Origin of the sequence: Xanthovirga aplysinae (genome assembly GCF_009711365.1) — a bacterium.
GTDB classification, from domain to species: Bacteria; Bacteroidota; Bacteroidia; order Cytophagales; family Cyclobacteriaceae; genus Xanthovirga; species Xanthovirga aplysinae.
Map to the genome: position 1 here is coordinate 1 of NZ_SMMB01001024.1, position 6697 is coordinate 6697.

At 35.5% G+C, this 6697-nt stretch carries 5 protein-coding genes; all 5 read right to left on the bottom strand.

The window, feature by feature from the left end:
- Positions 1–158: 158 nt before the first annotated feature.
- The 5 genes from E1171_RS10670 to E1171_RS10690 all read right to left on the bottom strand — a co-directional run bounded on the left by E1171_RS10670 (position 159) and on the right by E1171_RS10690 (position 6251).
- Complete coding sequence (locus E1171_RS10670) at positions 159–377, bottom strand: hypothetical protein (RefSeq protein ID WP_155205994.1); 219 nt, start codon at positions 375–377, stop codon at positions 159–161.
- A gap of 184 nt (positions 378–561) precedes the next feature.
- Entirely contained in the window at positions 562–1953 is a 1392-nt protein-coding gene (locus E1171_RS10675) for a hypothetical protein (RefSeq protein ID WP_155205995.1), read from the bottom strand.
- Positions 1954–1968: 15 nt separating this feature from the next.
- Positions 1969–2475, bottom strand: a complete 507-nt coding sequence (locus tag E1171_RS10680) for a hypothetical protein (protein WP_155205996.1) — start codon at positions 2473–2475, stop codon at positions 1969–1971.
- 84 nt (positions 2476–2559) lie between these two features.
- On the bottom strand, positions 2560–3891 hold the full coding sequence (locus E1171_RS10685) for a hypothetical protein (protein ID WP_155205997.1): 1332 nt from the start codon (positions 3889–3891) through the stop codon (positions 2560–2562).
- A gap of 1085 nt (positions 3892–4976) precedes the next feature.
- Positions 4977–6251 carry a hypothetical protein gene (locus E1171_RS10690; RefSeq protein ID WP_187696390.1) on the bottom strand — a complete coding sequence of 425 codons (1275 nt, stop codon included), beginning with the start codon at positions 6249–6251 and terminating at the stop codon, positions 4977–4979.
- Positions 6252–6697 lie beyond the last annotated feature (446 nt).

Sequence of the window (6697 nt, forward strand, 5' to 3'; positions counted from 1 at the left end):
GATATTCTATTTAGGATTTGAGGTGAATAAGCCATAATAAATCCAAAATCCCAAAGTAACTAAATACTCCAAAGCGTTATTAAAACATCCTAAATCAAATAAGTCGATTTCCCTCAGAAGAAGGAAAAGCACCATTTAATAAGCTGCTTCCTTTTTGATTATTTTTTCAAAAGCTCGTCCAGTAACTCTAACTTACCAGTACAGCGACCTATTTCGAACCGTATGCTTTTTTCAGCCCTAGAATTTATTTCCTTATCCAAAGACTGCATTTTATCATACCATTCATACAATTCATCACTCACATGTTTTCTTGATTCCTGCAATTCATCTGCAGAGATATACTCTCCATTATTTTTTTCTGATAAAATAAGTTCCATGACAAGCTAGATTTATATATTTATTAAGATCTCAATTCTTAAAACCTAATAAGGACACTGAAGAAACTATTGGTGAACCCAAAACCTATCTTATTTTGCCAATGGGCAAAACATCTTAATTAATTAAATTCCAGTCTAAACCCACAGAACTATTCCTGTGGGTTTTATAAAGACTAATTTTTTATTATTGCTGTGTTACAAAAGCAGTGTTACCATTCCCATTTTGCATCACCCTACTAAGGTTACCTGCATTAGCCGCACTATTTTGATTTACTATAGCTTCATTTCCAGCCCCCATTTGCAAAGAAAAGGAATAGTTTTCAGCTCCACTTTGAGAAATAGTAGCTGTATTTTCCCAACCACTTTGTCCAGCCACAGCAAAACTGCCACCCTCCTGCTCAATCAATATCTCATTCTTACCTCCCAATTGACCAAAATAAGCCTCATTTTCTCCTTCCATTTGCACAATATCCACCTCGTTTCCACTCAACAAACTAGTTTGAATACCAAAGGCATAATCATCACCATCCTGCGAAATATCCACATCATTTGAAGAACCAAACTGCATCACTCCTGCCTCATTATTATTTCCGGTTTGTTCAATTAAGGCTTCATTTTCAAAACCAAATTGTCCAATGGTCCCATAATTTCTATCTCCGCTCTGAACTAAATCAGCGTTATTCTGCTGGCCGGACTCCACCACAATAGCTTGGTTATCATTTCCATCTTGGTCAACATCGGCATCATTTTTATCACCATCTTGCCAAATATTAGACCGATTTCTGTCCCCGTTTTGAGTTACACGAGAATCCCCATTCTTATTACCATCCTGCTGAATATCACTAAAGTTATCATCTCCATCTTGATAAACATGGGCATTATTTTTACTTCCTTCTTGGGTAATTAAGTTTACATTTTCATCTCCTTCTTGCTCTACCCAGGTATTATGTTTATCCCCAGACTGACTAATGTATGACTCATTGTCATTTCCGTACTGTTTAGTATCCGTATCATTATGGTCTCCAAGTTGAGACACTTCAGAAATATTTCTATCCCCTCTTTGTAACAAATAAGTAGTATGAGGTCCCTTACCATTCTTGTCACCTATTTGAACAACCTTTGCTGAATTTCCCGAGCCTTGCTGCTCTACCAAAGCTGAATTATCATCCGACTGGTCCTTATCACCTGCCTCAGTTTCTCCCTGCAGAATCGAGGCATTATTATCAGAACCTCCAGTTTGACGCACTTTAGCCAAGTTGTCATTTCCGTATTGGCTAATTCTAGCCGAATTCCCTTGGTAGGAACCCACAGGATTACCCATGGATGGCGTACTATTTAAATTATCAGCACCTTGCTCCACTGTGGCAAAATTACCAGCCCCTTCCTGATTAACTAAAGATGAATTCTGCAACTCACCTTCACCTCCACCTGTTTGCTTAACAGAGGAGGTATTATTTCCTATTTGTTCTACATTGGCAGCATTACCTCCTTTTTGCTCAACAATAGAAGTATTCTGAGCAAAGGAAGCGCTAGCAAACAATGTAGCACCAATAAATAAAATGTTAAATTTTCTCATAAGCCAAAAGATCTCTTATTGATATCGATTTTTTTGGATAATTTGAACTTGCATTCCATTCTCACCTTTTTGCCTTACCTCCATTTCCGGCACATCATTTCCACCAGAAATTTCAAGTTCATGTCCGTTTCCCTCCTGTACAATATAGCGTTTAAGCCCATTTCCTTCTAAACCATGAAGGAGCACTAAATTATCATCTCCCTTTTGCAGTAAAAATGAATAATTATTATCTCCATTTATCTGTAGATTATAATTGTTTCCATTTCCTATCTGCCATACAATTGAAGAATTTTCCAGACCATTTTGCAATAGATTTACTTGGTTATTAGACCCGAGTTGTTTTAAAGAAAGGAAGTTCCCTTCCATAGTCTGCCCAGATTCTGAAATGATCAACTCTCCTTCCATATTTAGCAAATTATCCAAAACAGGATCATTTCCCTGTGCAAATGATTTCTCATTCAAAAACAGGATGGAAGATAATAGAAGAATAACTGCTGTTGAGATGAATTTTGAAATGCTCATAAAGGATGGAAGATTTTTAATGAATATACTTTTGTAAAACAACCACAGTCCTCTGGAGGACTGTGGTCAATCACTTTTGACTTATTATGGTAATATTGCGCTGCTATTTTGATTTACCACAGCAGTGTTATTTCCAGTTTGAGATACTTCACTGAAGTTAGAAGTTCCCATTTGATTAACTGTTAAGTTATTTGCTCCATCATATTGTCCAGAAAGTGAAACGTTCATTTCGCCTTCCTGAGTGATAGTAGCTACACTACCTGTTCCGATCTGCTCTGCCCCTGCATAGTTACCATCTCCACCAGATTGTGTAATAGTCAACTCATTAAATTCTCCCACTTGAAAGAATTCGGCTGCTTGAGCACCGTCCAATTGATCGATTGTAACTACATTTCCTTCTCCGCTACCTACCTGCGCACCTAAAACATAATCATCTCCATCTTGATTAATGGTAGCAACATCTGAATCACCTTGAGCTACACCTGAAGCGTTATTATCACCATTCTGAGTCAATGTACCTACTGATCCATTTCCTAATTGTGCAAATCCGCCCGCATTGTTATTGCCAGTTTGTGTAATATAAGCATTATTGTCATCACCTCCTTGGAACAAACCAGCTAGGTTATCATCGCCATCTTGTCTGATATCTACCATATTACCATTCCCAATCGTATATGAATATGCTGCATTTTCTGAACCGTCCTGGTCTATTGTACCCATATTGTTTTCACCTACTTGAGAAAGTTCAGCGTAGCTACCTATTGCAGGACTATTGGCCCTTGTATTTTGTAATACGTTGGCACTGTTTCCCTGACCATCTTGGTAAACATGTCCTTCATTTGAATCATATCGTTGCTCAACAAGTGCATCGTTTCCTGCGCCCCCATCAACTCCTACTTGGGTAATGCTAGCAGTATTGTTTTCTGCCCAACCTACTCCCTGATCAATAATGGCGGTATTATTGTCACTGCTTTGAGCAATTTCAGCAGAGTTACCGTCACCGTCTGTATCAACTGTAGCCATGTTACCGTCACCATCTTGGGCAACATTGGCTGTATTACCATGCCCCATATTACCTGGAAGTTTATCATTCTTCCCCATTTGATTTACATCCACAGTATTACCATCTCCGTTTGTGGTAATTTCAGAACTATTTGAACCTCCTTCTTGGTAAACGGTTGCAGAGTTCACCGCATCCCCATCAACACTGTTCTGGATAATGCTAGAAGATTCATTAGTAGACTGAGTCACAGTAGCAGTGTTCAAGCCGTTTTGATCTATTGAGGAAGTATTACTTCCTGTTTGATTTACTATGGCATTGCTGGTTCCGCTTTGATTTACGGTCGAATTGTTCTGTGCTAATGCAAGAGAAGCTGAAAGAATTCCTGCTGCTCCCAATAAAAGAACTTTTTTCATAATAAATAGATTTTAAATAGTTGTAATAGATTGAAAAAATTTTATGATTTTGCTATAAAATATTCACTTATAATTTCGTGAAAAATTTCCAAAAAAAATAACCTTAACTCGCATTGTACATTCATCACCAACCTCGAACTGATCATCTAACAAACCCATCCACTCATCCCATTTTTTTCTATATTTCAATAAATAATCAGCACAAAAAACCAACTTAAAAGCACTAATTATAACTATACGATAATTTATTAGAATTTAAAACCCTAATTAATCTCACAAATTAAACTTTTATCGAATTTTTTGTGATTTTTTTTAGTTCACTACAAATATAACTCCCCATACCAATACTGCAAATATTTTTTCTATTTTTTTTATTCCAAAAGTACATTTTTTTTAAAAAATCATTCAATTTGTTAAAAAATAAAATATGTCATTTGAAAAAATAAATTAAAATAATTCTATTTTAACCAACTAAAGGATATTATATAGTTCACTCAACCACTAAAAATTCAATTCAACCGAACGACATCAAATTCAATTAAAAAAATCAGGCTTATTAGGAAATTTTTATCCAACAATTCTTATCCATTAAAAACTAAAAAAAGAATCCCCCAAAAACTTCAACTATTTCAATATCTATGGGGTTAAATCAAAAAAGTATTTTTAAGTATACTGAAAGGGAAAACTTTTTATCTAGATAATTATCAAACCCCAAAAAACACTGGTAACTTAGTGATTATCAAGTTGAAACAAACATAGGTAAGAAACATTTCTGAGGAATCCATAAATTTTGAAAAGAGATAATTTTTACCTTGGTGAGAAGAAAATAGAGATAATTTCCCTTCCTTTTTTAATCGAACATCTCGACCATTAACTTTTCCAATATTTTTAAAATTGTTTATTACCAGGTTATTCCCCTGGGGAAAGTTTTTGAATCAAAAGACGAAAGGGAATTCAATAAATGAAATATTATCGTTGAAATAGATTTTGACTATTGGTATAGGAGAGAATTTATTAATTAGTAGAATGTAAAATTTAAATAACCACAACCCAATGGTGGACTGTGGTTATTTAAATTTGGCTTTTTAAGGTAAAATTGCGCTGCTATTTTGAGTTACAACAGCAGAATTAGCTCCACTTTGGGTAACGTTACTGTAGTTAGAACTTCCCATTTGAGTAACTTCTAAGTTATTCGCTCCTACATTCTGTACCGAGTAAGAACTGTTCCATTCTCCTTCCTGAATGATATTTGCTACACTTCCTGAACCGACCTGTTCTGCATCTACATAGTTACCATCTCCTCCAAATTGATTAATATTCAATTCATTACCTTCTCCCTCCTGATAGAACACAGTTTCTTGAGCTCCGCTTCCTTGATAAATATTTACTACATTTCCACTACCTATTCCTATTTGATCTCCATAAACATAATCATCTCCATCTTGAGAAACACTAGCCACATCTGAGTCCTCTTGCCAAATATCAGACTGATTATCATCACCAGTTTGAGTCAGAGTGGCTTCAGCACCATTTCCAAACTGGTAATAATCACCTTGATTGTTATTTCCAGTCTGAGTAATTAAAACATCATTTCCATTACCTTCCTGCTCAACATAAGAGTAGTTACCATCACCTTCTTGTATAATATTTAACATGTTATCATCACCTCTCGTAAAGGATAAAGTCTCATTTTCAGCCCCATCCTGGTCAATGACTCCAATATTGTTCACCCCTTCTTGAGAAAGTTCAGCATAGCTACCTATCACTGGGCTGTTTGCTTGTGTATTTTGCAATACTTTTGCGTCATTTCCTTGACCCTTTTGATAAACATCAGCTTCATTAGAATCATAACGTTGCTCCACTAAGGCATCATTGCCAGCTCCTCCGTTTACTCCTATTTGTCTAATGGTTGCAACATTGCTTTCCGCCCAACCCACGCCCTGGTCAATAATAGCGGTATTATTGTCTTTTTTCTGACGAATAGTTGCTTTATTTAAATCACCATCCGTATCTACTATAGCAGAGTTACCATCACCTTTTTGAAAAACATTGGTTCTATTTCCATGCCCCAAATCAGTATTCGGATCCTCATCATTCAAACCCATTTGGTTAACATCAACACTGTTTCCGTCTCCCTTAGTATTGATAGTTGATCGATTTCCTCCTCCTATTTGAAACACATTTGCTGTGTTAGCAGCATCTCCATCTACACTAGTTTGCTTAACTTTAGAAGTATTCACACCATGCTGATCTACAATAACAGCATTATTTCCTGCTTGTTCTACTGTAGATTTATTCTGGGCCATTGCTATAGAAGCCGAAAAAACTCCAACAGCACCAAATAAAAGAACTTTTTTCATGATAAATATAATTGAAATGGTTAAATAATAATTGATTACTTGTATAATACCGCCTACATTACACAACATTCATTGAAATAAGTGCGGTAAGAAGATTAGCAATAAAATAACTAACGGATCAAATACATTCAACCCGACTTTAGCACTATTCCCGGCAAAATTCAACCCTCACATCCCATTCCTTCTTATCCCCCCAATTCCTTAAAACTGTAAAAGTGATGCTAATCTTAAATTAAAGACCTTTGCCAATATTCTAGTTTTTTTTATTTCCCACAGAATATCATCCCCCTATTTAAATAATACCTAAAAGCACATTCTTCTTCAAAATTATAATTATATAAAAATCAATTATAACTTAAAATTAGGCATAATCCCTCCTTTTAGACTTTGTAATAATTTTCTATGATTTTTCTAAGTATATCCCAAATATATACCCTCTTAACAAT